Annotated in this window: 25 protein-coding genes and 1 pseudogene; 13 read left to right on the top strand and 13 right to left on the bottom strand. The window is 69.4% G+C overall.

Annotated features, from left to right (window positions below):
• Window positions 1-180 precede the first annotated feature (180 nt).
• The 3 genes from NL114_RS14695 to NL114_RS14685 all read left to right on the top strand — a co-directional run bounded on the left by NL114_RS14695 (window position 181) and on the right by NL114_RS14685 (window position 4,240).
• The gene (locus NL114_RS14695) at window positions 181-1,818 is read left to right on the top strand and encodes an alpha/beta hydrolase (protein WP_254821669.1); all 1,638 of its coding nucleotides are present in this window, start codon (window positions 181-183) and stop codon (window positions 1,816-1,818) included.
• 80 nt (window positions 1,819-1,898) lie between these two features.
• Entirely contained in the window at window positions 1,899-3,281 is a 1,383-nt protein-coding gene (locus tag NL114_RS14690; protein ID WP_254821668.1) for a RimK family alpha-L-glutamate ligase, read from the top strand.
• A gap of 305 nt (window positions 3,282-3,586) precedes the next feature.
• Window positions 3,587-4,240, top strand: a complete 654-nt coding sequence (locus NL114_RS14685; RefSeq protein ID WP_254821667.1) for a DNA-3-methyladenine glycosylase family protein — start codon at window positions 3,587-3,589, stop codon at window positions 4,238-4,240.
• 6 nt (window positions 4,241-4,246) lie between these two features.
• Here the strand turns inward: NL114_RS14685 and NL114_RS14680 are convergent, their stop codons facing one another.
• The 3 genes from NL114_RS14680 to NL114_RS14670 all read right to left on the bottom strand — a co-directional run bounded on the left by NL114_RS14680 (window position 4,247) and on the right by NL114_RS14670 (window position 5,306).
• Window positions 4,247-4,576 carry a DUF7521 family protein gene (locus NL114_RS14680; protein WP_254821666.1) on the bottom strand — a complete coding sequence of 110 codons (330 nt, stop codon included), beginning with the start codon at window positions 4,574-4,576 and terminating at the stop codon, window positions 4,247-4,249.
• Window positions 4,577-4,656: 80 nt separating this feature from the next.
• The gene (locus tag NL114_RS14675) at window positions 4,657-4,929 is read right to left on the bottom strand and encodes a DUF7521 family protein (RefSeq protein ID WP_254821665.1); all 273 of its coding nucleotides are present in this window, start codon (window positions 4,927-4,929) and stop codon (window positions 4,657-4,659) included.
• 2 nt (window positions 4,930-4,931) lie between these two features.
• Window positions 4,932-5,306 carry a winged helix-turn-helix domain-containing protein gene (locus tag NL114_RS14670; RefSeq protein WP_254821664.1) on the bottom strand — a complete coding sequence of 125 codons (375 nt, stop codon included), beginning with the start codon at window positions 5,304-5,306 and terminating at the stop codon, window positions 4,932-4,934.
• 247 nt (window positions 5,307-5,553) lie between these two features.
• Here NL114_RS14670 and NL114_RS14665 point away from each other — a divergent pair, with 247 nt between their 5' ends.
• Both NL114_RS14665 and NL114_RS14660 read left to right on the top strand, forming a co-directional pair.
• Window positions 5,554-5,958, top strand: coding sequence for a MoaD/ThiS family protein (locus NL114_RS14665; protein WP_254821663.1), 405 nt, complete (start codon window positions 5,554-5,556; stop codon window positions 5,956-5,958).
• A gap of 139 nt (window positions 5,959-6,097) precedes the next feature.
• Window positions 6,098-6,496, top strand: a complete 399-nt coding sequence (locus tag NL114_RS14660; protein ID WP_254821662.1) for a MoaD/ThiS family protein — start codon at window positions 6,098-6,100, stop codon at window positions 6,494-6,496.
• 21 nt (window positions 6,497-6,517) lie between these two features.
• Here the strand turns inward: NL114_RS14660 and cysE are convergent, their stop codons facing one another.
• Together cysE and NL114_RS14650 are read right to left on the bottom strand one after the other, a co-directional pair.
• Window positions 6,518-7,123, bottom strand: coding sequence for a serine O-acetyltransferase (gene cysE, locus NL114_RS14655; RefSeq protein ID WP_254821661.1), 606 nt, complete (start codon window positions 7,121-7,123; stop codon window positions 6,518-6,520).
• Between the two features lie 254 nt (window positions 7,124-7,377).
• Entirely contained in the window at window positions 7,378-7,704 is a 327-nt protein-coding gene (locus NL114_RS14650; protein WP_254821660.1) for a transcription factor S, read from the bottom strand.
• Window positions 7,705-7,864: 160 nt separating this feature from the next.
• On the opposite strand from NL114_RS14650, the pseudogene NL114_RS14645 reads away from it, so the two are divergent.
• Together NL114_RS14645 and NL114_RS14640 are read left to right on the top strand one after the other, a co-directional pair.
• Window positions 7,865-8,296 (top strand): annotated as a pseudogene (locus tag NL114_RS14645) (bis(5'-nucleosyl)-tetraphosphatase); the annotation flags it as partial.
• Window positions 8,297-8,507: 211 nt separating this feature from the next.
• Window positions 8,508-9,626: a DUF5787 family protein gene (locus tag NL114_RS14640; protein WP_254821659.1), complete on the top strand. Its 1,119-nt coding sequence runs from the start codon at window positions 8,508-8,510 to the stop codon at window positions 9,624-9,626.
• A gap of 119 nt (window positions 9,627-9,745) precedes the next feature.
• Here NL114_RS14640 and NL114_RS14635 read toward each other — a convergent pair whose 3' ends face one another.
• The 3 genes from NL114_RS14635 to NL114_RS14625 form a co-directional block, all read right to left on the bottom strand.
• The gene (locus NL114_RS14635; RefSeq protein WP_254821658.1) at window positions 9,746-10,180 is read right to left on the bottom strand and encodes a CBS domain-containing protein; all 435 of its coding nucleotides are present in this window, start codon (window positions 10,178-10,180) and stop codon (window positions 9,746-9,748) included.
• Between the two features lie 90 nt (window positions 10,181-10,270).
• Complete coding sequence (locus NL114_RS14630; RefSeq protein WP_254821657.1) at window positions 10,271-10,780, bottom strand: DUF5797 family protein; 510 nt, start codon at window positions 10,778-10,780, stop codon at window positions 10,271-10,273.
• 166 nt (window positions 10,781-10,946) lie between these two features.
• Entirely contained in the window at window positions 10,947-11,528 is a 582-nt protein-coding gene (locus NL114_RS14625; protein WP_254821656.1) for a hypothetical protein, read from the bottom strand.
• 78 nt (window positions 11,529-11,606) lie between these two features.
• On the opposite strand from NL114_RS14625, the gene NL114_RS14620 reads away from it, so the two are divergent.
• The 3 genes from NL114_RS14620 (at window position 11,607) to NL114_RS14610 (ending at window position 13,923) form a co-directional block, all read left to right on the top strand.
• Window positions 11,607-12,389, top strand: coding sequence for a methionyl-tRNA formyltransferase (locus NL114_RS14620; RefSeq protein WP_254821655.1), 783 nt, complete (start codon window positions 11,607-11,609; stop codon window positions 12,387-12,389).
• 67 nt (window positions 12,390-12,456) lie between these two features.
• A complete protein-coding gene (folD, locus tag NL114_RS14615) occupies window positions 12,457-13,350 on the top strand; it encodes a bifunctional methylenetetrahydrofolate dehydrogenase/methenyltetrahydrofolate cyclohydrolase FolD (protein WP_254821654.1) in 894 nt (297 codons plus the stop codon).
• Window positions 13,351-13,353: 3 nt separating this feature from the next.
• Entirely contained in the window at window positions 13,354-13,923 is a 570-nt protein-coding gene (locus NL114_RS14610; protein ID WP_254821653.1) for an NUDIX domain-containing protein, read from the top strand.
• A 178-nt stretch (window positions 13,924-14,101) separates the two neighbouring features.
• Here the strand turns inward: NL114_RS14610 and NL114_RS14605 are convergent, their stop codons facing one another.
• Together NL114_RS14605 and NL114_RS14600 are read right to left on the bottom strand one after the other, a co-directional pair.
• Window positions 14,102-15,352 (bottom strand): CaiB/BaiF CoA transferase family protein, encoded by a 1,251-nt coding sequence (locus tag NL114_RS14605; RefSeq protein ID WP_254821652.1) that lies wholly within the window; start codon window positions 15,350-15,352, stop codon window positions 14,102-14,104.
• A 65-nt stretch (window positions 15,353-15,417) separates the two neighbouring features.
• Entirely contained in the window at window positions 15,418-16,287 is an 870-nt protein-coding gene (locus tag NL114_RS14600) for a TrmB family transcriptional regulator (protein WP_254821651.1), read from the bottom strand.
• Window positions 16,288-16,387: 100 nt separating this feature from the next.
• Between NL114_RS14600 and NL114_RS21875 the strand changes: the two genes are divergently transcribed.
• The 3 genes from NL114_RS21875 (at window position 16,388) to NL114_RS14590 (ending at window position 18,416) form a co-directional block, all read left to right on the top strand.
• The gene (locus NL114_RS21875; protein ID WP_491543632.1) at window positions 16,388-16,489 is read left to right on the top strand and encodes a DUF8595 family protein; all 102 of its coding nucleotides are present in this window, start codon (window positions 16,388-16,390) and stop codon (window positions 16,487-16,489) included.
• 106 nt (window positions 16,490-16,595) lie between these two features.
• On the top strand, window positions 16,596-17,672 hold the full coding sequence (aglJ, locus tag NL114_RS14595) for an S-layer glycoprotein N-glycosyltransferase AglJ (RefSeq protein ID WP_254821650.1): 1,077 nt from the start codon (window positions 16,596-16,598) through the stop codon (window positions 17,670-17,672).
• Between the two features lie 42 nt (window positions 17,673-17,714).
• Entirely contained in the window at window positions 17,715-18,416 is a 702-nt protein-coding gene (locus NL114_RS14590) for an HAD family hydrolase (protein WP_254821649.1), read from the top strand.
• Here NL114_RS14590 and NL114_RS14585 read toward each other — a convergent pair whose 3' ends face one another.
• The 3 genes from NL114_RS14585 to NL114_RS14575 form a co-directional block, all read right to left on the bottom strand.
• On the bottom strand, window positions 18,417-20,420 hold the full coding sequence (locus NL114_RS14585; RefSeq protein ID WP_254821648.1) for an AMP-dependent synthetase/ligase: 2,004 nt from the start codon (window positions 20,418-20,420) through the stop codon (window positions 18,417-18,419).
• Between the two features lie 187 nt (window positions 20,421-20,607).
• On the bottom strand, window positions 20,608-21,054 hold the full coding sequence (locus tag NL114_RS14580) for an Hsp20/alpha crystallin family protein (protein ID WP_254821647.1): 447 nt from the start codon (window positions 21,052-21,054) through the stop codon (window positions 20,608-20,610).
• Window positions 21,055-21,171: 117 nt separating this feature from the next.
• Complete coding sequence (locus NL114_RS14575; RefSeq protein ID WP_254821646.1) at window positions 21,172-21,909, bottom strand: CehA/McbA family metallohydrolase; 738 nt, start codon at window positions 21,907-21,909, stop codon at window positions 21,172-21,174.
• Window positions 21,910-21,949: the final 40 nt, after the last annotated feature.

Genomic DNA, 21,949 nt, shown 5'->3' with positions numbered 1-21,949 from the left:
AACTACAAAAGCCCCCGACTCACGGCCAGGGGCTCGATGCCTGGAGGTCCGGAACGTCTTAAGCAACCCCTGTTGCCCGGCGCAATCGCCACGTCGGTTCCTGCTCGCACTCCGTGTACGACCGGCCGTGCCGTCGCCGTCCCGACCGGGGCCGGCACGGACCACGCGACCACACCAGCCATGACCGATGACCCCCAGCGAACGACCGACGGCGTAACGCGACGACGCTACCTGACACTCACCGCGGCGAGCGGGGCCGCACTCGGCCTCGGAGCCGGGGCGGGTGCGGCCGCACAGGACCACACCAGCGAGGATGTCACGATCACGAGCGACAACTCCCCCCACCCGGTCGACATCGCCGCGACGGTGTACCGACCGGGAGGGGCGTCGGCCGACGACCCCGCGCCGATGATCCTCCACTCGCACGGGTGGGGCGGCTCGCGGACCTCCAGTGAGGGCGCGTTCGGGACCGAACTGGACGCCGGCTTCGGCGTGCTGAGCTTCGACCAGCGTGGCCACGGTGCATCCGGCGGGCAGGCGTACGTCCAGAGCCCGGAGCGCGAGGGACAGGATGTCATCGCGATTCTCGACTACGTCGCCGACCTGCCGTGGGTCGCGCGCAGCAAGCCGAAGGGTATCCCCATCCCGAAGAAGGACAACCCGACCGTCTTCGCGATGGGCCGGAGCTACGGCGGCGGCTACCAGCTCGTCGGCGCGCTCACCGAGACGGCCGAGAAGGGGTACACCCGGTTCGACGCGCTCGCCCCGCAGATCACCTGGTACGACCTCACGGAGTCGCTCGCGCCCGAAGACGTGGTCCGCTCGACGTGGGTGCTGGCGCTGTACACGCTCGGCGCGGGGATGGTCCCCCAGCACGTCCACGAAGGGCTGGCCTACGGCGCCACGACGGGCCAGTGGCCCGACGGCGAGCCGCTCGGCGAGCCCGACCTCGACAGCCGGTTCTCCGACAACGGCACCGTCGGCTTCGTGGACCGTGACATCCGGCTCAACGTGCCCGTCCTGTTCGGGCAGGGGCTCTCGGACAACCTGTTCAACTTCAACCAGGCGTGGAAGAACTTCGAGCGCGGGCTTACCGACCGCGCCCGAGCGAAGAGCGCCGTCGTCGGCTACAACGGCGGCCACGCGCTCCCCAACGTCCTCCCGCTGGGGAGCAACCTGGCGTCCCTGTCGGGCGTGGCGACGCCGCCGGCCACGTTCGCGGAGCGGCGGCTCGCGTTCTTCGAGGCGATGCGTGACGACGACGGTGACGCCCGGTCGGTCGTCGGCGCGCCGTACGAGCTCCAGACCGCCTCCGGCGAGCGCCGGGTCGCCGTCGAGACGGTCGACGACCGAACCGACTTCGGCGAGGTCGACCTCTCGGTGTACGGTGACGGCGCCGGCGGGCTGGGAGTCGCGAACACGAGCACCGTCGCCTCGACCACCGGCGTCGGCGCGCCGGTCCACCTGCCGCTCGCGAACGGGCCACTGACCGTCGCCGGCGTCCCCGACCTGTCGGCGACGGTCACGGCCCTCGGCGTCGACCAGCGGCTGTTCTTCGGGCTCTCGGTCGGCGAGAGCCCGGCCACAGCACAGGTCCTCCAGAACAACGTGATGCCACTGCACGAGGCCGACCCGGTGATGGGTGTCGAGCGGACCGTCGAACTGCCCGGCGTCGCTGCGGATATCGGCCCACGCGAACAGCTCTACCTCACGGTCACCGCGGTCTCGGACATGTTCCCGATACACGGCTCCATCCGCACCCCCGGGACGGTCGTGCTCGAAGACCTCTCGGTCGGCGTCCCGCTGACTGAGAACTGACGGACGAATGGCGCTGTCCCACGACAGTGCGGCCGTACGCACCGTCAGGATTAGGGTCCGACCCCCGAACGGCTAGAGGTATGAGTACGGGAACCCCGCCCGGTGGCGATGCCGGCGAGACGACGGTCGGTGTCCTGAGTCTCCACAACTCGAAGGAGACGAAGGCGATCCTGAACGCGGTCGATGATCTGGGCTACGGGGCGGAGTGGCTCCGGGCCGAGAACCTCGCGGTCGAGATCGAGGACGGCGAACCACGGCTCGAGCCGGACGTGGACGTGGTCGTGAACCGGCTGCTGCTGTCGAAGGAGGGGTACCCGGCCGAGCTGCTGGGACTCGCCGCGACCGTCGAGCGGCTGGCGCCGATGCTCAATCGGCCGCCCGCGACGCTGACGGCGCTCCACAAGTTCGCCAGTGCCGCGGCGCTGTCCGACGCGGGGCTCCCCGTCCCGGACGCACTGATGGCGCTCTCGAAGGACCGGATGGAGGAGGGCCGGGACCGGTTCGACCCGGAGTTCGTCTACAAGACCGCCATCGGCACGCACGGCGGCGGGACCTGGAAGCTCGGCGAGGAGGACACCATCAACCCGAAGGTCGGGACACGGCAGGCGTTCATCCAGCAGTTCCTCGAACGCGACCCCGAGAGCCACACCGACCTCCGGGTGTACGTGGTCGGCGGCGAGGTGGTCGGGGCGATGCGGCGACACGCTCCGGAGGACGACTGGCGGACGAACGTCGCGCTCGGCGGCGACGTCGAGAACGCCGGCGACGCGCTCACCGACGAGGTGGTCGACATCGCGACCCGTGCGACGGACGTGGTGGGTCTGGACTACGCCGGCGTCGACCTCGTGGAGGGTGACGAGGGCTGGTTCATTCTGGAGGTGAACCCCACGGCGGGGTTCAAGGGGCTGTTCGAGGCGACCGGGCGCTCGCCGGCACCGCACATCGCCCGGCTGGCACTCGACTGCGCCGGCGCGACCGTCGACGAGGAGGCCGTCCGACGGCTGGAGACCACGCTCGACGACTCCCGGCCCTCCTGTGCGCCGCGCATCGAGACAGAGGAGGCGAGCGAACCCGCCGTCATCGGCTACATCGAGGAGGTCGACGTCATCGGCACCAGCGGGCGCAAGTCCATCATGGCCAAATCCGACACGGGCGCCACCAGGACCAGCATCGACGCCCGCCTCGCCGCCGATGTCGGGACCGGCCCCATCAAGGACATCGTGAAGATCAAATCGGGCAGCCTCAAGTCCGGCAAGTCCCGTCCCGTCGTCGACGTGGTCGTCGGCGTCGGGGGCACCCAGCACACCGTCGCCGCGTCCGTCGAGGACCGCTCGCACATGGACTACCCGATGCTGCTGGGCCGGGACATCCTCGAACACTACCGGGTCGACGTCCGGCGGCGCGCGGACAGCGACCTCGGCCCCGGGGAGAACGCCGAAGAAGAGGAGCTCGCAGAAGAGTAGAAGTCAGCGTTCCAGATTCCGACCTACGGCAGAAATTTGGCCCTGAACTCGATTGTTCGACGATTATCAGAATTATTCTCCACCAGCCACGCCGGCGCGGCCCCACACCGTCCGAGATCTGAAGGCAGATTCCGGGACCAGCGCCCCCATGCCCTGACGAGTCGCTCCCGGACCGCCGACCCGAGCGGGAAGGACGCCACTCCCCGCTCGGTTCCGCCGGCGCGGCACACGGTTCGGGACGCTGTCGTGCCGCCTGTTCGCCACGAGCGAGAGGCATATCCGCCCCGGCCACCGAGTCGGCGTCGATGGCCCCCGACGCCGACGATGACGACGCGGTCTCCCACGGAACCTCCGATGAGCCGCAGGACCCGCACGCTCACCTCGCCGGCGACGAGACGCTGGCACCGCTGGTCGAGTCGTACGGCCCCCTCGAACTCGACCCGACCGGCGACCCGTTCGAGCGGCTCGTCGTCTCGCTGGTCAACCAGCAGCTCTCCTCGGCCTCCGCGGCGGCGATCCGCGAGCGACTGTTCGACCGCTTCGAGGTGACATCCGAGGGCCTGCTCGCGGCCGACGAGGACGCGCTCCGGGATGTGGGACTCTCCCGGCAGAAGGTCGACTACGTGCAGAGCGCCGCCGAGGCCGCACGGGAGGGTCGCCTCGACCGCGACCGCTTCGCAACGATGGACGACGCGGCCGTCGTGGACGACCTGACCGACATCCGCGGCGTCGGCGACTGGACCGGCAAGATGTTCGCGATGTTCGCCCTCGGCCGTGAGGACGTGTTCCCCGTCGAGGACCTCGGCATCCGGCGCGCGATGGAGTCACTGCACGGGGACCTCACTCGCGCGGAGATGGTCGAGCGCGCCGAGCCATGGCGGCCGTTCCGGTCGTACGCCGCGCTCTACCTGTGGCACCACCATGAGGACGGGAGTCCGAACGTGCCGACCGACGGCTGACGCGTGTCAGTTGTGGCCGCCGGTCGAGCGCTGGTCCTGTCCCACGCCCGGCCGGGGGGCGTCGTCGATGAGGAGCGAGTGGACGATGACGGCCAGGCCGGCAGCGGTGCAGAGACTCTGGATGGTCTGACTCTCGGCCAGCGACAGGGCGCCGGACATGTGGAGGAGTCCGGCAGCGACCGCCCCGGTAGCCAGCAGGCCGAAGCCGAGAGCGAGCGCACGGAGCGACTGGTTGCCGGTGCGACGGTATGCCCGATGGGCGACCACCGCGATGACGCTGCCGAGCGCGAGCGTCGCCAGTTTGGTGGCCACCAGCAGGGGTTCGCTAGGGAACATATCAGAGTAGATGCCACGTGAGGTAATAGCACGGGCTGCCGGCTCCCAGCCGCTGGGAACGGGCGCCGGGGCCGCGGCGATCACTCCTGGTACAGCGAGTACGTGATGACGCCGAACCCGATGGCCGTGATGACGCTCTGGACCAGCACGCTGGTCCGGAGGTCGACGATCCCCGCGAGGTCACCGACCCCAGCGATGACGCCGCCCATGGTGATGATGCCGAAGCCGATCGCGAGCGCTCGGAGCGACGGGGCTCCAGTCCGTCGATACGCCTTCGCCGTCATGTAGGTGATGAGCCCGCCCAGGAGCAGGGTCACCGTCTTCGCTACTGTGATTCCTATCGGATGTACCATGGTCAGGTTTCCCTCCGTACCTCCTTCCACATCGCCGCCAGCTGTTCGTCCGCCGACCGTGTCGGCCGGTCGATACCGACCTCGAGCGAGCGGTCCTCGTCGAGTGCGATGACCACACGCTCGAAATCGACCTCGTACAGCGTCGTGTGGTGGCCGTCCGGCCGCACCTCGGTCGCCTCACGGAGCAGGTCGGCCTCCGTCAGGAGGTCGAGCTTCCGGTAGGCCGTCGATGAGGGGATGTCGCACCGCTCGGACACCTCTCCCGCGGAGAGCGGTTCGTCGAGCGCTCGGATGATCGCCCGACAGTCCGCGTCATCGAGCGCCGTGAGGACATCACCGAGAGGTGGGTCCGGCTCCGAGCGCGGGTTCCGCGCCATAACGACTACTCGAAGCCCCGGTTGAAAACCCATGCGAAGGCAGCGGGCGGGGCCCCTCGACTCGCCTGGCGGCGGGCACGCGCGTCTGCGAAACCGACACCGGCGATCCCCAGGCGAGTCCGCTTCCCGCCCGGACCGGCGGCGCCGTGTGGGACGCTATCAGGCCGCGAGCGACGCTGAGGCCACTTATTCCCGTCCGTCGAGAACCGGGAGCAGCTTCATGATGCGGGCCCCACAACGATAGTGTATGACCCCCAACGCCACAGGCCTCACCGACACACCACCCGGTGCGGAGGCGCCGGCCGAAGGGACAGCCGCGGCACAGACGACGACCGTCGATGTGCGCGCGTGTGGCCGGTTCCGGCGACAGTTCGATGAGAACCGCTTCGAGTTCACCTTCGAGGGGGACACGCTCCGCGAGTTCGTCGGGGCGCTCCTCGGCGAGCGGCCGGAGCTGGCCGACCTCCTCATCGGGGAGACGCGTCGTGAGGACGACGCCGGCTGGACCGACATCCGGGACGACCTCGAAGCGGGGAAGCGCCCGTTCGTCCGCGTGATGGTCAACGGGACGTTCAACGAGTACCGCGGCGGCGCCGAGGCCGAGCTGTCCGACGGCGACCGTATCGAGCTGGTCGAACCGCTCACCTGCTGAGACACGCCACTGGGGGCCGCTTCTGCTGTTTCTCGGGCTCGTTCTCGGCCCCTCGCCCCTCGAATCGCCGCCAGTGCCGCCCCCCTCCCCGAACATATTCGGGAGAATAGACAGGCGGATGTCGCCGGAACGCTCCGTCATGAGCACGACCACCGACGCGGCGGGCGAGCAGGCGGTGACGACCACGGTCGACGTGAAGGCGACCGGTCACGTCCGGCGTGAACTCGGCGAGCACCGCTTCGACTACACCTTCGAGGGAGATACGCTCCGCGAGTTCCTCGACGCGCTGTTCGCCGAGCATCCCGAGCTGAAGGAGATGCTCGTCGCGGAGACCGAGGCCGAGGCCAGTACGGAGGGCTGGGTCGATATCGATGATCTCCCGGGCGACTGGGCGAAGAACCCCGAGGGCGAGCAGACCCGCCCCTACGTCCGTGTCGTCGTCAACGGAACGTTCAACGAGCATCTGGACGGGTTCGATACCGAACTCGAGGACGGGGACCGCGTCGCGCTGATGTTCCCGTTCATGTTCTGCTGCTGACGGCGGGCCGCCCCCGCCCGCTCAGTCGGCCGGCTCCGCGGGACAGTCGGGGCCACAGACGGCCAGTTCGTCGCCCTCGGTGACCTCGTCGGCGGTCTCATCGGCATCAGCCGTGTCCCCGGCGTCGATCCGTCGGGCGGGATTCCCCGCGACGGTTGCGCCGGCAGGCACGTCCTTCGAGACGACCGCGCCGGCACCCACGGTGGCACCCTCGCCGATGGTGATATCGCCGATGAGCGTCGCGTTTGCGCCCAGCGTGACACCGTCCTCGACGGTCGGATGGCGCTTCTCCCGCCGTGGCGAGTCGCCGCCGAGCGTCACGCCGTGGTAGCAGGCCACGTCGTCACCGACCTCGGCCGTCTCGCCGACGACGACGCCCATGCCGTGGTCGATGAAGAACCGGCGACCGATGTCGGCCGCGGGGTGGATCTCGACGCCGGTGAACAGCCGGACCAGCTGTGAGACCAGCCGGGCGGCGAAGGAGTGCCCCCGGTCGGAGAGCGCGTGAGCCAGCCGATGGCACCAGACGGCGTGCAGGCCGGGGTAGAGCAGGACCTCGGCGGTGCTGGTGGCGGCAGGGTCGGTCTCGCGGGCGGTGCGGATATCCTCGCGGATGCGGTCGAGCATGTGGTGGGTGTAGGGGTGTCGTGATCAGCGGATGATACGGTGACAGCGGAACCGGGGGAAGACGGACAGAAGAGTCAACAACAGCAACACGGCGCCGCACGGACCGCGGGCTGGCGGACGCTGCGGGGTCGACGCGGGTGACGCGTGCTGCCCATGGCTACCCGACCGTGGCTGCCCAGCGGCTAAAACGTGTCGCCCCGGAACGCAGCCTTCGGGCGGGCGACTCCGGTGGTCGGCGTCGGGCGTTCCGGGGGTCAGTGGTCGTCCTCGCGCCACTTCTTCCCGCAGTCGGTGCAGGTGAAGAAGCGCGTCTCGGACTCGTCGGCAGCGCGGATCTGCTTCATCTCGTAGCGGGCGCGGTCGTGGCCACACTCCGGACAGATGACCTTCGTCGTCGGGCCGATCTCCTCGTCGTCGACCTCCGACATGTCGACGGGGCCGCTGTCGGTGTCCTGTCCCTCGGTCGTGGTCATCGCCGCGTCCCGGGCACTGTCGCGGGGCTTCGTGGCGCCGCAGGACTTGCAGACCCACTCGCTGTCCTCCGTGTGCATCATCGAACCGCACTCGTCGCAGAACTCCATGATGGGCGCCCTTGTCGACTCCCGGTACTAAACGCACCGGTCCCGCGGAAGCAGGGCGGGAACGGACCCCGACCCACCCGGCCGGCGATGGACACCATCCGGAATCGGACAGGTCTAGCGTCCGACACCGATTTAACGCATGGTCGTATACTCGTCTCCAATGATAGAGGCCACGAGCGCGGGAGCCATCCTCTTTCGTGACACCCGTGGCCGTCGTGAGTACCTCCTGCTCAAGTCGCGTCCGGGGGACTGGGAGTTCCCCAAGGGCGGTATCGAGGGCGAGGAGGAGCTACAGCAGACGGCGATCCGCGAGGTGACGGAGGAGGCCGGAATCGAGGATTTCCGGCTCATCGATGGCTTCCGCGAGGACTACGACTACGTGTTCGAGGCGAACGGCAAGACCATCCACAAGACGGTCCACCTGTTCATCGCGAAGTCGTTCGAAGCGTCCGCCGAACTGTCGAAGGAGCACCGCGACCTGCAGTGGCGCGACTACGAGCAGGCGATCAACACCATCACGCAGGACGGCCCCCGTGACATCCTCCGGGAGGCCCACGACTTCCTCGACGAGGTGCTGGAGGAGGACGAGGCGGACGGGGCAGACGAGGCGGATGAGGCGGATGAGGCGGATGAGGACGACGAGGCTGAGGCAGACGCGGAGGTCGAGACCGAGGGGGCAGCCGAGGCCGACGGGGGCGAGCGCGACGGGGAATCGTAGCGCCGCCCGGCCCGGCACGCCCACCGACCACGGTCCGGAGGCCGCCGACGGAACCGTTTAGCCACCCGCCCGCCTCGGGCCAGCCGTGACCGACGCCGCAGTCGGCGGCTGGCCGCTCCCGGACCGCGAGTTCCCCTTCGAGCTCCGGGTCTGTCGGTGGGCCGAGGCGCGCTGGTCCCCTGGCGGTGACCTGCCGGAGGACCGCGTCGCCGTGGTCGCCCGCCAGCTCGGGGTCCAGAACCGCCGGTGGGACACGCTCGTGCTGGAATGCGACCGGGAGCAGCTCGCCGCGCGCGCGGTGTTCGGCGCCCGGGCGCTCGACTCGGACCTGCTGCACGTCGTCCGCAATGCGCCGGCCGACTGGGCGTGGTACCGGGACGCGCTCCCCGAACCGGACTACCCCTGGCAGTACGTCCGCGAGGCGGTTCACACCGCCGCAGACCGGGACCTCGTGGAGAGACGCAAGCGCGGCAACCGTATCGAACTCCGGCGGCGGTGGCGCTACCCGGAGTGGGTCGAACGGGTCGTCGCCATCGAGAACAAGCCGGACCTCGACGCGAGCGCCGCGCGGGTGCTGGGCGACCAGCTCGAGCGCGACGTGGCCCTGGGGCTCGCCGACGAGGTGTGGGTGGCGACGCGCGCCGCCACGGGCGACGGAAGCGGCGATGACGACGGCGATGGCACCATCGGACGCGATGGCGTCGAACCCGCGTTGCTGGAGCGCCTCCCAGCCGAGGCCGGAATCCTCGTCGTTCGCGAGGGGGAGGGCCCCGCGGGACTCGACGTCGAACCGGTCTGGCACCCCCGGTCGCTGGCCGTCGACACCCCCGGGACTCGCATCCTCGAACGGCCCGACGGCGGCGCGCACGACCAGTCGGCCGCCCGGTTCGAGTACGCCGACGCCGAGTGGAAGGCCGGCAAGCGCCGGGAGATCGCCGAGCGCGCCTACGAGCGGGGCTGGCGCGGCTACATGGACCAGGTCCGGACTGACTGCCGGCACTTCCGGCTGGCCGACGCCGAGGCACCGCTCCCGGCCTGCGCCGCGAAGGGCCGCTGTGTCACGGCCCGCGAGTGCTCGGGGTCGTGCCCTCAGTTCGAGCCGGAGCCACCGGCATGGCGGGCGAATGGCTGGCCGATCGACGGTGGGCCTGGAAAGGGGGCGAAGCGGCTGCTGGAGCGACAGCGGGAGCGGTTTCGAGAATAGCAGAACAATACACAGCAAGCCGCAGAACTTTCCCAGTTATCCGGCAGATATCTGTCCTGAACTCCATATATCCCTGTTGCCACGAACGGGCACCGTCCCCGCGGTGGCGGGGAGCAGCGTCAGTCCACGACCATCCGCGACGGCGATTCGGACCTGATGAGGGCCGCGAGGTTCTCCAGGTCCTCCGCCAGCACGACGACGAGGTCGTCGAGTGTCACGATGCCGCGCAGGTCCCCGTCCTCGACGACGGGGACCCGTCGGACCCCTTCCTCGCGCATCATCCGGGCGAGTTCGTGCGTGTCCGTGTCCGGCGAGACCGTGAACACGACGGGCGAGAGTACCTGGTTGACGACCGTCCGCTCCAGCGTCTCGACGAACTCCTGGCCGAACACCACGAGGTCGCGGTCGGTGACGATGCCGCAGACCTCGCTGTCGGCGTTCAGTACCACCGCACTGCCCACGTCACGCTCGCGGAACACCTCGGCGACCTCAATGACGGTGTCGTCGAGGTCGACCGTCACGACATCCGTCGTCATCACTGATTCGAGTCCCATACCGGAGAGAGGGCACCGAAGATAGTGGGTGTATGGCTAGTTCTCGCCAGCCGGGAACACGGGCCGGCACGGTGACGGCCCGGAACGCCGTCAGTCGTCCAGTCGCTCGACCTGCAGGTCGTCACGCGACATCGCGAGTCGGTAGGTCGGCACGGTGAGCTGGACCTTCTCGACGACGCCCTTGTTGGCGAGCGAGCGGAGCGCCTCCCGGATTCCGTCGTTGTCCGGGTCGAGCCCCTCGTCGAGGGCGCGCACGGCCTGCAGGACGCCTACGACGCTCTGTGGCTCCTCGTCCTCGTCCGCGAGGACCCGGAGCACGTGGTACTGGAGGTCCGGGACGCGGACGACGCGGCTACCGTCATCGTTCTCGCTGATACCGGGGTCGACACCCGATATCTCGGCGGCCTCCTCGGTGGCCCGGATGAGGCTGTTCTCGTCCCGGAAGTAGTAGTCCTTCAGATGGTTCTCGAGATAGGAGTGGACCTCGCTGCCGCCCTCCAGCCCCCAGCGGTCAGCGAGCTCCGAGTTCTTCGTGGGCTGGAGCGCGACCACGTCGCCCAGTCGTTCGCGCTCCTCGTCGGTGAGGTCCCCGTCCGTCATCGGGCGACGGTTCGGCGGGGCACTTGAAACGGTTGCGGGTCGCGGTCGCTCGAGGAGTGCGAACGCCTCGCTCGGACGGGGGCAGCTTTTCGCCGGGGCGGGCCGAGCGCGCGTCGCTGGCCGACGAGGACTGCCCGTAGGACGGGAGGGCCGCTGGCTCGACCGTTCAGCCCGGCAACCGACGGATGCGTCCCTCGTGGAGCCACTCGCCGTACCGCTCACGGAGGCCACGCTCGTCGCGGAGCCGGCAGCAGGTGTGCGGGAACCGCCCGGGGAGCATCACGTCGAGTGTCCGGAGGGGCTCGTCGGGCAGTCCTCCGTTCTCGCGCCGGTCGTCGGCGAGCGTTGGGAACTCGCTTCCGAACGACGGTGCGTGGCCGGCCTGGTGGACGCGGACGACGCGCGGCGTCCCGGGGCAGACGTACACGTCGTCGCCGAGGGTGTAGCCGCGGAGACAGTTCGACTGCCACCACGCGTCGAGGCCGTGCCAGAGGTCGCCGTGTTCGGGCCCGTCGCCGGGGGCCGCGGGAACGCCGTACGATTCGGGGTCGCCGTGGTGGGCGTGGAACCCGCGGAGGTAGTCGTACCAGCCGCGCTCGTGCTCGACGACGGCCGGTTCCGGCCCACCGTCGGTCGCGACCGGCGCTCCCGACGGCCCGGTACCGGGGCGGGCGATTCGGAGGAGGGCGTGCCACACGTGGAAGCCGAGGAGGGAGACCACTGCGGCAGCGATGCGGAGCTGTCGCATATCGGGGCCTGCGACAGCGCGGTATGAGTGCTTTGTGTGGGCGTCGGACTGAAGTCCCGGCAGGTCGGGAGACGGTGTGTGCGCGTCGTCCTGGCGACCAGCGAGGAGCCGCTCTACCTCCCCGAGTACCTCCGGCCGGTGTTCGAGGCCCACGCGGACGCCATCGAGGGCGTCGCGCTGGTGCCGTTCGAGGGTGGGGCCGTCGAGCAGCTCCGCGAGCAGGTCCGTGCGTGGGGGCCTCGGGGCACGGTTCGGCTCGGTGGCCGCTTCGTCGGTGGTCGACTCGCCGGCGCACTCCCGGGACCGGTCCAGCGACGGCTCCCAGGCGGCTACCGGTCCGTCGAGCGCCTCGCCCGGTCGTACGACCTCCCGGTCCGACAGGTCCCCGACGCGGGCGCTCCTGCGTTCGCGGACTGGATACGCGAACGGGACCCCGACCTGCTGCTCTCGGTCGTGGCCGGGCAGTTGCTCCCGGAGCCGGTCCTGGATGCCGCGAACCTCGCGGTGAACTGCCACGGCTCGCTCCTGCCGAAGTACCGCGGCCGTGCGACGGCGTTCTGGCCGCTCTACCACGGCGACGACGAGACCGGTGTCACCGCACACCTGATGACCGAGGCGTGGGACGCGGGACCCATCCTCCGACAGCGCTCGGTCCCCATCGCAGCCGACGACTCGATGCACGACGTGAACCGGAAGCTGGCCGAGACGGGCGCTTTCCTCGTCGTCGACCTGCTCGCTGACCTCCGGGCCGGCCAATCGCCCGACCCGCGACCGAACCCGACCGAGGCGTACGAGTACCGTTCATTGCCGACACCCGCGGAGCGCCGCGAGTTCCGCCGTCGCGGGAACCGGTTCGTCTGAGCAGGGTGTCGCGCCAGCGCCCGCGCGCATCGCGGCTTTGAATACCGGGCGCCGCCGCGGTTGGGACATGACAGAGGTCATCGACGGGAACGCCGTCGCCGCCGACATCCGGGACGGGCTCACGGGCGCCATCGAACGGCTCGCGGACGCCGACGCGCGGCCGGGGCTCGCGACGGTCCTGATGAGCGACGACCCCGCCAGCGAGACGTACGTCTCCATGAAGCAGCGCGACTGCGAGGAGGTGGGCATCACCAGCCACCACGTCGAGATCGACCCCGAGGCACCCGCCGAGGAGCTGTTCGACACCATCGCGGACCTCAACGCCGACGACGCGGTGAACGGCATCCTCGTGCAGATGCCCGTCCCCGACCACGTCGACAAGCGTCGTGTCCTCCGCGCCATCGACCCTGCGAAGGACGTGGACGGCTTCCACCCGGAGAACGTCGGGCGGATGGTCGCGGGCAACGCCCGGTTCAAGCCCTGCACGCCCCACGGTATCCAGAAGCTCCTCGAAGCCTACGACGTGGAGACGGAGGGCGCCGAAGCGGTCGTGGTCGGTCGCTCGGACATCGTCGGCAAGCCGATGGCGAACCTGTTCATCCAGAAGGAACCCCTCGGCAACGCGACGACGACGGTCTGCCACTCCCGGACGAAGGACCTGGCGGCACACACCCGCGAGGCCGATATCCTCGTCGCGGCCGCTGGCGTTCCCGAGATGATCGACGGCTCGATGGTCAAAGAGGGCGCGACGGTCGTCGACGTCGGAATCAACCGCGTCGACGCGGACACGGACAAGGGGTACGAGCTCATCGGCGACGTGGAGTACGAGAGCGCGAAGGACGTGGCCGGCGCCATCACGCCGGTCCCCGGCGGCGTCGGGCCGATGACCCGCGCGATGCTCCTCTACAACACCGTGACGGCCGCGAGCGAGCAGGCGGGCGTAGACGTGGACCTGCCCTGAATCGTGAGCGACGACACACGGGACGGAGCAGAGGGCGACGACACCGACCCGGTTATCGACGACACGGACCCGGAGACGACGGTCCGGACCTGGCGGAAGGACGGCGAGTACCGTCGCGAGCGGGCGCACCGTCTGGACGCCGAGGAGTTCGCCGAGGCCCGCGAGCGCATCCGCGGCGATGACGGGCTGGAGTGGGGCGTCGGTGCGCTCGTCGAAGCCGACGGGCGCGTACTGCTCGTCCGCGAGGATGGCCGATGGCTCCTCCCAGGCGGCGAGGTGGAGGCCGGCGAGGACCACGACGAGGCCCTGGTGCGTGAACTCAGAGAGGAGACCGGTATCGACATCACACCGGGCGAGCGGCTGGCCATCGTTCGGAACATCCTCCGGCATGGCGACGATGGGCTGTCGTTCCGATTCGCCATCCACCGCGCGACTGCCGAATCGACAGCACTCGGCGACGACCCGGGGCTCCCGGACGAGGATATCGAGGCCATCCGGTGGGTCGAGGAGCTCCCGGAGAACACGCTCGACCGCGACCTCCTGTGCCGGCTCCTCGGCGACGGCTGGGACTGAAGTTCAAGTACCGGGCCGGGACCAGCGTCCCCGTGACCTGACGAGCCATCTTCGGGCCGCCGGTCCGAGCGGGGGGAACGCCACCCTCCGGTCGGTTCCACCAGCGCGACGCACGGTCCGGAGTTCGGTCGCGTCGCCTGTTCGCTAACGTACGCGCTCGTCCACCTCGACAGAGCCCTCAGATGACCCCCTGCTCCCGGAGGTCGTCCAGTGTCTCCCCGTCCAGCCCCAGCTCCGCTCCGTACACCGCCTCGTTGTGCTGTCCCCGTCGCGGCCCGAGGTGCTCGACCGCGCCCGGCGTCCGCGTCAGCCGTGGGACCACGCCGTGGGTCGTAATCTCCCCGACGTCCTCGTCGGTCACCTCGACGAGGTTGTCGCGGGCGGCGTACTGCTCGTCCTCGAACACGTCGCTCACGTCGTACACCGGCGCGACGACCGCGTCGCCCGCGCCCAGGTCAGCGATGGCCTCCTCGACGGTCCGCTCGGCGATGTAGGGGGCGATGTACTCGTCCAGCTCGTCGGCGTGCTCGACCCGCGCGTCGTTCGTGGCGAACCGTTCGTCGTCCAGTAGCTCCGGGTGGCCGACCGTCTCCGCGAGGTTCTCGAAGATGGACTGAGCCGAGGCCGACAGCGCAACGTAACCGTCCTGTGCCTCGTAGACGTTCCGCGGTGCGGCGTTGCTGTGGTGGTTCCCACGACGCTCGCGAACCTGCCCCAGCCGGTCGTACGCCTCCACGTCGCCCGGGAACATCCGGAACAGCGACTCGTACAGGGAGACATCGACGACCTGGCCCTCGCTGCTGCCGTCGCCACCGGGCCCGACCTCGCGCTCGAACAGGGCGAACATCGCTGCCTGGACCGCGTAGTGGCCGGCGGCCATGTCGGCCAGCGGAATCGGCGGGAGCAGCGGCTCCCGGTCGGGGAACCCGTTGACGTGCGCGAACCCGGACATCGCCTCCGCGACGGTTCCAAAGCCCGGTTGCTCGGCTCGTGGTCCGGTCTGGCCGTACCCCGAGATGCGGACCATCACGACCCCGGGGTTGACCTCGCGGAGGTCGTCGTACGAGAGGTCCCACCGTTCCATCGTCCCGGGGCGGAAGTTCTCCACGACCACGTCGGCGGTCTCGACGAGGTCCAGCGCGAGCGCGTGGCCCTCCGGCGTCGAGAGGTCGCAGGTGACGGACCGTTTCCCCCGCGCGAGTGCCTTCCACCACAGCGACATCCCCGACTCGGGGTCGAACGGGCCCCAGTCACGGACAGGGTCACCGGCCTGCGGATGTTCGACCGCCACCACGTCGGCGCCGAAGTCGGCGAGCGTCATCGTCGCGAAGCCGCCGGCGACCATCCCGGAGAAGTCCACCACCCGGAGGCCCTCGAGGGGACCCTCCCGGTGCCGGGTCGCCGAGCCGTCGGTGTCCTCGTCGGTCATACGCCCGGTCCGGCAGGCGGGTAGTTCACTCCTGTCCTTCGGGCGCTCGATGGCGCACCCGCGGGTCAGTCGTCCCGGCGGTCGACCGATTCGTGCTCCCACACGAGGTCGAAGAACCGTTTGAGTCCGGCCACGAACGACTCGTTCTCGGTGATGGCAGCTTGCCGCATGTGGTTGGGTACCTCCGGCTCCTCGACGAGGAAGATGGCCTCGCCACTCTCGCCCCCGGCCGCGTCACCCGCGTCGGCCGGCGGGTCGGTGAGCGTCCCGCGCCACGGGAGCGCCCCCGCCGCGAATCGGAACTCGACACCCGGGAACTCCTCGCGTAGTCGGTCGACGATACCCGCCTGGATGCGTCGGTTCTCGTCGCTCAGGCGGTCGGGATGGAGGAACAGCACCCGGACCGCGATACCACGGTCGAGGGCGTCACGGAGTGCCGGCTCGACGCTCTCGAGGTACTCCCACGATTTGGTGAGTACCCGGACCTCCCGTTCGGCCTCGTGGTAGAGCCGGCGCGTCTCTGATTCGCTCGGCTCGCCGACATCGACGACGTGGAACAGCTCCTCGGCCGGCCGCACGTCCTCGGTGGCGGAATCGAACTGCGGACCGAACTCCGCGAGGAACGCCTCCCGGCCGGCCTCCAGTTCCGTCGCCGTGGACTCGTACGCCTGTCGCTGGTTCTCCTTCGCCCGGTCGACGATCTCCGCGGGGGAGCGCGACTGGTACTCCTTCGGACGACCGGGAATCACCTTCACGAAGCCCCGGTCGGCGAGCGCGTCGAGAACGCCGTAGATGCGGGCTTTGGGGATGCCCGTCGCCTCAGCGAGGTTCGGGGCGGTCGTCCGTCCGAGGCGGAGCAGGTTCGAGAGCGCGGTCTCCTCGTACTCCGTCAGGTCGAGCGCGTCGAACAGGTCCGTGCCGTCCCCGTCGGGCATAGGGGGACGCTCACCCGGGGCGACCGTAAACGCGCCGGTGAATCAGCGACGAAACGGGGGAAATCTTATGTCGGTGCAGAGTTACTCACCAATCGAGTAAATGTCCGATAGTGAACCGGAGCAGGAGCATCTCTCCGATGTCGAGGATGGGTGTGGTTGCACGGAGGTCTGGGAGCATCTGAGCGAGCAGCGCGAGGAGTAGGGGGAGGCCACCACCCACGGCACCCATCACCCGTCTCGTGGCCGCGAGCCACGGCCTCGGCGCGGGCCGGAGCGCTTTTGCGGCCGCGCCGTCGACCGGGAGGTGAATGGACCGCGACGACGTCTGTGTCCTGTTGCCGACGCTGGACGAGGCCGAGACCGTCGGGAGCGTCATCGACGGGTTCCGCGACGAGGGATTCGAGAACGTCCTCGTCATCGATGGTCACTCCACGGACGGCACCCAGGAGGTCGCCCGCCAGCACGGCGCACGCGTCGTCGAGCAGAGCGGGGTCGGCAAGGGTCAGGCCGTCCGTGAGGGGCTGACCCACATCGACGAGCCGGTCGTCCTGATGGCCGACGCGGACGGCACGTACCGACCGGAGGATGCCGAGTCGATGCTCGAACCCATCTTCGACGGGCGCGCCGAGCACGTCATCGGCGACCGGTTCGCGGAGATGGAGGAGGGGGCGATGACCCGGCTCAACCGCGCCGGGAACCGCATCGTCAACCGCGCGTTCGCGACCATCCACGGCCGCGACCTGCAGGACATCCTCAGCGGCTACCGCGCCTTCACCCGAGACTCCGTCGAGCGGTACGCGCTCCGCTCGGACGGGTTCGGCATCGAGACGGAGCTCAGCGTCGAATGCGTCAAACACGGCACCGCCACCGAGGTCGTTCCCATCACCTACGGCGCCCGCCCTGACGAGTCGGAGACGAACCTCCACCCCGTCCGCGACGGGGCGAACATCTTCCTCACGCTGTACAAACTGGCGAAGACGAACAACCCGCTGTTCTACTTCGGGAGCGTCGGCAGCGTGAGCGGGCTCGTGGGGCTGTTGGTCGCGGCCTACGTCGGCTACGACTTCCTCGTCAACGACATCTCCCACGAGGCACTCGCGGTGGTCGCCGCCGCGGGCATCATCCTCGGCGTCCAGCTCGTCATGTTCGGCGTCCTCTCGGACATCATCGTCACGGTCAACCGGGAGCAGACACGCCGGCTGGAGGAACTGGCCGAGCAACTGTCAGCGGGCCGGGAATCGGCCCCGAGCGCCAGCCCCGACACCGACCAGCCACCGCGTGGCACCGCCGCGAGCGAGGATGACGGGACGACGGACCATGGCGGGGAGCACGACGACCCGGGCGGGACGACCCCGGCCGAGGTCGGCGCCGACGGTGAGGACTGACGCTCCGAAACGGTCAACACCCGCTTCTGGCTACCATCGGTCGTGTCCCCATACGATGCGGTCCTCTTCGACAACGACGGGGTGCTGGTAGAGCCACCTGCCCCCGAGACGCAGGCTGCGGCCGTGGCGGCCGCCTTCGAGTCAGTCGGCGTTGCCGACCCCGACCCCGACCACGTCGAGGCCCTCCGGCACGGCGTGACCATCGACGCGCTCCGCGAGGTGGCCGCGGCACACGACCTCGACCCAGCGACCCTCTGGGCCGCCCGCGAACGGTTCGACGAGGATTCCCAGATCGAGGCGTTCCACGCCGGCGAACGCACCACGTACGACGACATCCACGCCGTAGCCGACATCCCGACCGCGCGGGGCGTCGTCAGCAACAACCACCACAGCACCGTCGCGTTCGTGCTGGACTTCTTCGACCTCGGCGGCTGGTTCGAGACCCACTACGGCCGCCCGATGACCGTCGAGAGCCTCGACCGGAAGAAGCCGAACACGCACTATCTGAACCGCGCACTGGCCGACCTGGACGCATCGACGGCGCTCTACGTGGGTGACAGCGCGAGCGATGTGGTCGCCGCCGAGCAGGCGGGACTGGATTCGGTCTTCGTCCGGCGCCCCCACTGCCCCGCGGTGCCCGACGGGGTGACGCCGACGCACGTGGTGGACGGGCTGGACTCGGTCGCGGCCCTCGCGAGCGGGAACGGCAAGGAGAACCTCGACAGCGAGCCGGACGCGGCGTAGTCAGTCGTCGGCCGCGGCGCGGGCCTCCTGCTCGCCGTAGATGTCGTCGTACTTCCCGGTGAAGCGGTCGAGGACGTTCCGCCGCTTGACCTTCATCGAGGGTGTCAACAGGTCGTTCTCCGGGGTCCACTCGACCGGGACCATCCGGAACTCCTTGATGCGCTCGTACTTCTCGAACTGCTCGTTGACGCGGTCGACCTCCGCCTCGACGTACTCACGGACCTGGGGGTCGTTACAGATGCCCTCGTTCGTGTCCGGGATGTCGACGCCCTCGCGGTCGGCCCAGCGCCGGATGGCCTCGAAGTCCGGGACGACCAGGGCGGAGACGAACTTCTCGTTGTCGCCCATCACCATCACCTGCTGGATGCGGTCGGAGGTGGCGAAGGCGTCCTCGATGGGTCCCGGGGCGACGTTCTTGCCGGTGTCGAGCACGAGCAGCTGCTTCAGCCGGTCGTGGTAGACGAGGTAGCCGTCACTCGTCCGCTCGATGATGTCGCCCGTGCGGAACCAGCCGTCCTTCGTGAAGGCGTCCATCGTCGCCTCGGGCTTCTCCCAGTAGCCCTCGGTCACGTTGGGACCCTTCACGAGCAGTTCGCCGATTTTGCTGTCCGGGCGGGCCTTCTGGGCCTGCTCGGTCGTGATGACGGAGCTGTCGAGTTTGAGGTCGACGTTCGTCAGCGCCGGGCCCAGCGTGCCGGGACGCGGGTCCTCCGGCGGGTTCGTGGAGACGACGGGCGCGGTCTCCGTGAGACCGTACCCCTCGAGGATGGGGAGGCCCATCCCCTCGAACAGCTCGGCGAGGCGCTTCGAGAGCGACCCGCCGCCGGAGATGAAGAAGTCGATGTTGCCGCCCATCTGCTCTTTGACCTGCGAGAAGACCAGTTTGTTCGCGATGGCGTACTTCACCCGGAGCCCGAGGTCCGGGTCGTCGGTGCGGGCGTGCTCGCGGCCGATCTCGATGGCCCACTCGAAGATGCGCTCTTTGGTGTCGGACTCGGTTGCCTGGGCCCGCATCTGATCGAAGATGCGCTCGTACACCCGGGGGACGCTCGTCGCGGTGGTGGGCTCGACGAGCTGGATGTCCTCGGCGATGGTGTCGGTGGATTCGGCGTACGCGACGGTCCCACCGGAGGCGAACATGACGAAGTTCCCGGCCGTCCGCTCGAAGACGTGCGCCAGCGGGAGGAAGGACAGCGAGCGGGCCGACTCGTCCAGGACGGGCACGTCGGCGGGCTTGTCGTTGCGGGGGCCGAACCGTTTGCGGACGCCGTTGATGTTGGCCCGGAAGTTGGCGTGGCTCAGCTGGACGCCCTTCGGCTGGCCGGTCGTCCCGGAGGTGTAGATGAGGCTCGCGGTGTCCTCCGGTTCGCGGCTGTGGAGCCACTCGTCCCAGTGGTCCGGGTCGAACGCCTCGTCGCCACGGCGGTAGAGGTCGGCCAGCGTGAACACGTCCGCGCGCTCGACGTGGGCCTCGTCGTCCAGCTCGTCCATCACGACGATGAACTCCAGGTCGAGGTCGTCCTCGACCTCCAGGACCCGCTCCAGCAGTGCCTCGTTCTCGACGACGACGCCGTCGGCGTCGGGGTCGTCGAGCAGGTAGCGGACCTGCCGCGGGCTCGACTCCGTGTAGACGGTCGTGACGACGCCGCCCGCCGAGAGGACGGCGAGGTCGCTCTGGGCCCACTCCATCCGCGTGCCGGCGAAGATGCCGACCCGGTCGCCCGTCTCCATGCCGATGTCGCGAAGGCCGGCGGCCAGCCGCTGGACCACGTTCAACATCTCGTCGTAGGTCAGCGAGGCGTACTGGTCCTTCGGCGCTGCCGGCACGATGCCGTCGGCCAGCGACCGCTGGTAGATACCACCCTTGTACCACTGTGCGTCCCGGTTGGCGTGCCGGGTCGCGCTCTCGGCGAACAGCTGCGGGATGGTGTTCTCCCCGACGACCTCGTCGGTGTAGTCCCGTTCGGCCTGGAGCCACGGCGGCTCGTTCGATGTTCCGGACATACCTGTTGCCGTGATACTGCGTCCCGGGGGTAATCAATGGTGACATTCATCTGGAGGAACCACACGGCCGGGATGGCGTCCCGTTGGAGCGCCGGCCGGACGGTCATGAGCCATCAGGTTCGGCCGGGCTCGCCGTCGCGGTCTCCTTCGGCCCGCCGTCACGGTGGGGGGGAAGACAGGAGACCGCTCAGTCGATATCGATGCGGTGGCCCTCGTCCTCGTCCATCGCCTCGGCCATCGGGACGTGGATCTCGAGGACGCCGTTGTGGTACTCGGCCTCGATCTCCTCGACCACGATGTCGCCCTCGGGGAGGCGCACGCGCTCGAAGGCGCTGCGCGAGCGGGTGTAGTGCATCGCGTCGTCGCCCTCGGACACCTCGTGCTCGGCCGCGATGATGAGGAAGCCGTCGTCGAACCGGAGGTCGATCTCCTCCTTCTCGAAGCCCGGAAGGTCCGCGATGACGACGTAGCCGTCGTCGGACTCGTCGATGTTCAGGTGGATGTCGCGCCGGCCCATCCGCCCCTCGCCGCTGTAGTCGAGCCCGAGCCCGGAGCCGAACTCGTCGAACATGGTGCGGAACATGCGGTTCATGGTGCTGTCCATCTCGTCGAAGGGGGTGCGTCGGTTTACCATATCATTTACCTTACGGGGTAACTGTACGGTTCATACAGTCTTGAACTCCGCGAGAACAGTGCTGTCATACTTCTATCCACAATACCGTGGCTAGAAGTGGATAATTGGGACCCACAACTAGAAGGGAAAGACCGCCGACGCCACGGACGTGGCGACGCCGGGGGCCTTCCGGGCCGCGTAGCCGGACTTCCGGGCGGCACCCTTGACGTAGTGGCCGGCACAGCGGTGGAGCGGCGCCCGGCGGCCGTGGACCGCGGTGTCGCCGCGCCGGATGGCCGCCACCACATCGTCGGCCGTCGCGCTGCCGTCGGTCGGCAGGTCCAGCGCGGTGAACGCGCGGCCGACGGTCTCGACGCGGTGGGCGTCGCTGCCCGCGAGGTCGGCGTGGCCGTAGCGACGCGCGAACGCGGCCGCCCGGCGGTTCCGGTAGCCCGTGAACAGCCAGGCGTTGTACGTCTCGATGCCGTCGACGTCGACACCCGCGAGCCGGCGGCGCGGGACGCCGTGACGCGTGCGCTGGAACGGGTGCGGGACGACCGCCACCCCACCCATCTCGCGGACCGTCGCCACGGTGTCGGGGAGCGGCCGGCCCGGGGTCGGACACTCCTCGACGCCGATGGCGAGCAGGTGGCCGTCCGCGGTCGAGACCTCCACACCCGGGACGCCGACGAGCCCGTACGCCGGCGCCAGGCGTGCGGCGCGCAGCGACTCCTCGATGGTGTCGTGGTCGGTGACGACGATGGCATCGAGGTCGATGTCCGCCGCGTGTTCGAGGAGCAGTTCGACGGGTTCGCGGCCGTCGTAGGAGCCCTCCGAGTGGACGTGTGGGTCGATGCTGAACGGGGACTCCTCCATCGGACGGCGCTACGGCAGGGGTGTGCAAAAGTCCGCCGGC

It is taken from the genome of Haloglomus halophilum (assembly GCF_024298885.1).
In the GTDB taxonomy this organism is placed as follows: domain Archaea; phylum Halobacteriota; class Halobacteria; order Halobacteriales; family Haloarculaceae; genus Haloglomus; species Haloglomus halophilum.
Note: the sequence above shows the minus strand (reverse complement) of the source record. Positions and strands in the feature narration are given on the sequence as shown.

Bases quoted from the DNA above. Each gene is read 5' to 3' on its own strand.
- NL114_RS14675 (WP_254821665.1), bottom strand. From the start codon at position 4,929: ATGGTACATCCGATAGGAATCACAGTAGCGAAGACGGTGACCCTGCTC.
- NL114_RS14580 (WP_254821647.1), bottom strand. From the start codon at position 21,054: ATGGTAAACCGACGCACCCCCTTCGACGAGATGGACAGCACCATGAAC.
- NL114_RS14605 (WP_254821652.1), bottom strand. From the start codon at position 15,352: ATGACCGACGAGGACACCGACGGCTCGGCGACCCGGCACCGGGAGGGT.
- NL114_RS14630 (WP_254821657.1), bottom strand. From the start codon at position 10,780: ATGACGGACGGGGACCTCACCGACGAGGAGCGCGAACGACTGGGCGAC.
- NL114_RS14625 (WP_254821656.1), bottom strand. From the start codon at position 11,528: ATGCGACAGCTCCGCATCGCTGCCGCAGTGGTCTCCCTCCTCGGCTTC.
- NL114_RS14690 (WP_254821668.1), top strand. From the start codon at position 1,899: ATGAGTACGGGAACCCCGCCCGGTGGCGATGCCGGCGAGACGACGGTC.
- cysE (WP_254821661.1), bottom strand. From the start codon at position 7,123: ATGCTCGACCGCATCCGCGAGGATATCCGCACCGCCCGCGAGACCGAC.
- aglJ (WP_254821650.1), top strand. From the start codon at position 16,596: ATGGACCGCGACGACGTCTGTGTCCTGTTGCCGACGCTGGACGAGGCC.
- NL114_RS14585 (WP_254821648.1), bottom strand. From the start codon at position 20,420: ATGTCCGGAACATCGAACGAGCCGCCGTGGCTCCAGGCCGAACGGGAC.
- NL114_RS14600 (WP_254821651.1), bottom strand. From the start codon at position 16,287: ATGCCCGACGGGGACGGCACGGACCTGTTCGACGCGCTCGACCTGACG.
- NL114_RS21875 (WP_491543632.1), top strand. From the start codon at position 16,388: ATGTCCGATAGTGAACCGGAGCAGGAGCATCTCTCCGATGTCGAGGAT.
- NL114_RS14680 (WP_254821666.1), bottom strand. From the start codon at position 4,576: ATGTTCCCTAGCGAACCCCTGCTGGTGGCCACCAAACTGGCGACGCTC.
- NL114_RS14660 (WP_254821662.1), top strand. From the start codon at position 6,098: ATGAGCACGACCACCGACGCGGCGGGCGAGCAGGCGGTGACGACCACG.
- NL114_RS14665 (WP_254821663.1), top strand. From the start codon at position 5,554: ATGACCCCCAACGCCACAGGCCTCACCGACACACCACCCGGTGCGGAG.
- NL114_RS14685 (WP_254821667.1), top strand. From the start codon at position 3,587: ATGGCCCCCGACGCCGACGATGACGACGCGGTCTCCCACGGAACCTCC.
- folD (WP_254821654.1), top strand. From the start codon at position 12,457: ATGACAGAGGTCATCGACGGGAACGCCGTCGCCGCCGACATCCGGGAC.
- NL114_RS14575 (WP_254821646.1), bottom strand. From the start codon at position 21,909: ATGGAGGAGTCCCCGTTCAGCATCGACCCACACGTCCACTCGGAGGGC.
- NL114_RS14695 (WP_254821669.1), top strand. From the start codon at position 181: ATGACCGATGACCCCCAGCGAACGACCGACGGCGTAACGCGACGACGC.
- NL114_RS14670 (WP_254821664.1), bottom strand. From the start codon at position 5,306: ATGGCGCGGAACCCGCGCTCGGAGCCGGACCCACCTCTCGGTGATGTC.
- NL114_RS14650 (WP_254821660.1), bottom strand. From the start codon at position 7,704: ATGGAGTTCTGCGACGAGTGCGGTTCGATGATGCACACGGAGGACAGC.
- NL114_RS14635 (WP_254821658.1), bottom strand. From the start codon at position 10,180: ATGGGACTCGAATCAGTGATGACGACGGATGTCGTGACGGTCGACCTC.